The following is a 628-nucleotide window of genomic DNA, read 5'->3' as shown; positions in this document are numbered from 1 at the left end:
TTCCAGTACACGCACTTGCGATGCTGAAACACGAACGTGAGGGTATTAACCCTGACCAGCCAGGCACCATCGGTCCAATCAAACAAATCGAAGAGCTAAAATCAAAAGGTCACCAGCTAGTGTACGTTGGTGATGTTGTTGGTACTGGTTCTTCTCGTAAATCTGCAACTAACTCAGTGCTATGGTTCATGGGCGATGATATCCCTTACGTACCTAACAAACGCGCTGGTGGTTACGTGCTTGGCGGTAAAATTGCACCTATCTTCTTCAACACAATGGAAGATGCGGGCGCGCTGCCTATCGAAGTTGATGTAACGAAGTTGAATATGGGCGACGTTATCGACGTTTACCCATACGAAGGCAAAGTATGTAACCACGAAACAGGTGAAGTGCTCGCTGAGTTTTCTCTAAAAACAGACGTGCTGATTGATGAAGTACGTGCTGGCGGTCGTATCCCACTGATCATCGGTCGTGGTTTAACAGATAAAGCGCGCCAAGCTCTAGGTCTTGAGTCTTCTGATGTATTCCGTAAACCTGGTGAAGTCGCTGATTCTGGCAAGGGTTACACGCTTGCACAGAAAATGGTTGGTAAAGCATGTGGTGTAGCAGGTGTTCGTCCGGGCACTTA

At 47.6% G+C, this 628-nt stretch carries 1 pseudogene; it reads left to right on the top strand.

The features are described 5' to 3' along the window. Positions 1-628, top strand: a pseudogene (locus R7044_RS26245) (aconitate hydratase B); the annotation flags it as partial.

This window comes from Vibrio sp. 1402 (assembly GCF_033340275.1).
Note: the sequence above shows the minus strand (reverse complement) of the source record. Positions and strands in the feature narration are given on the sequence as shown.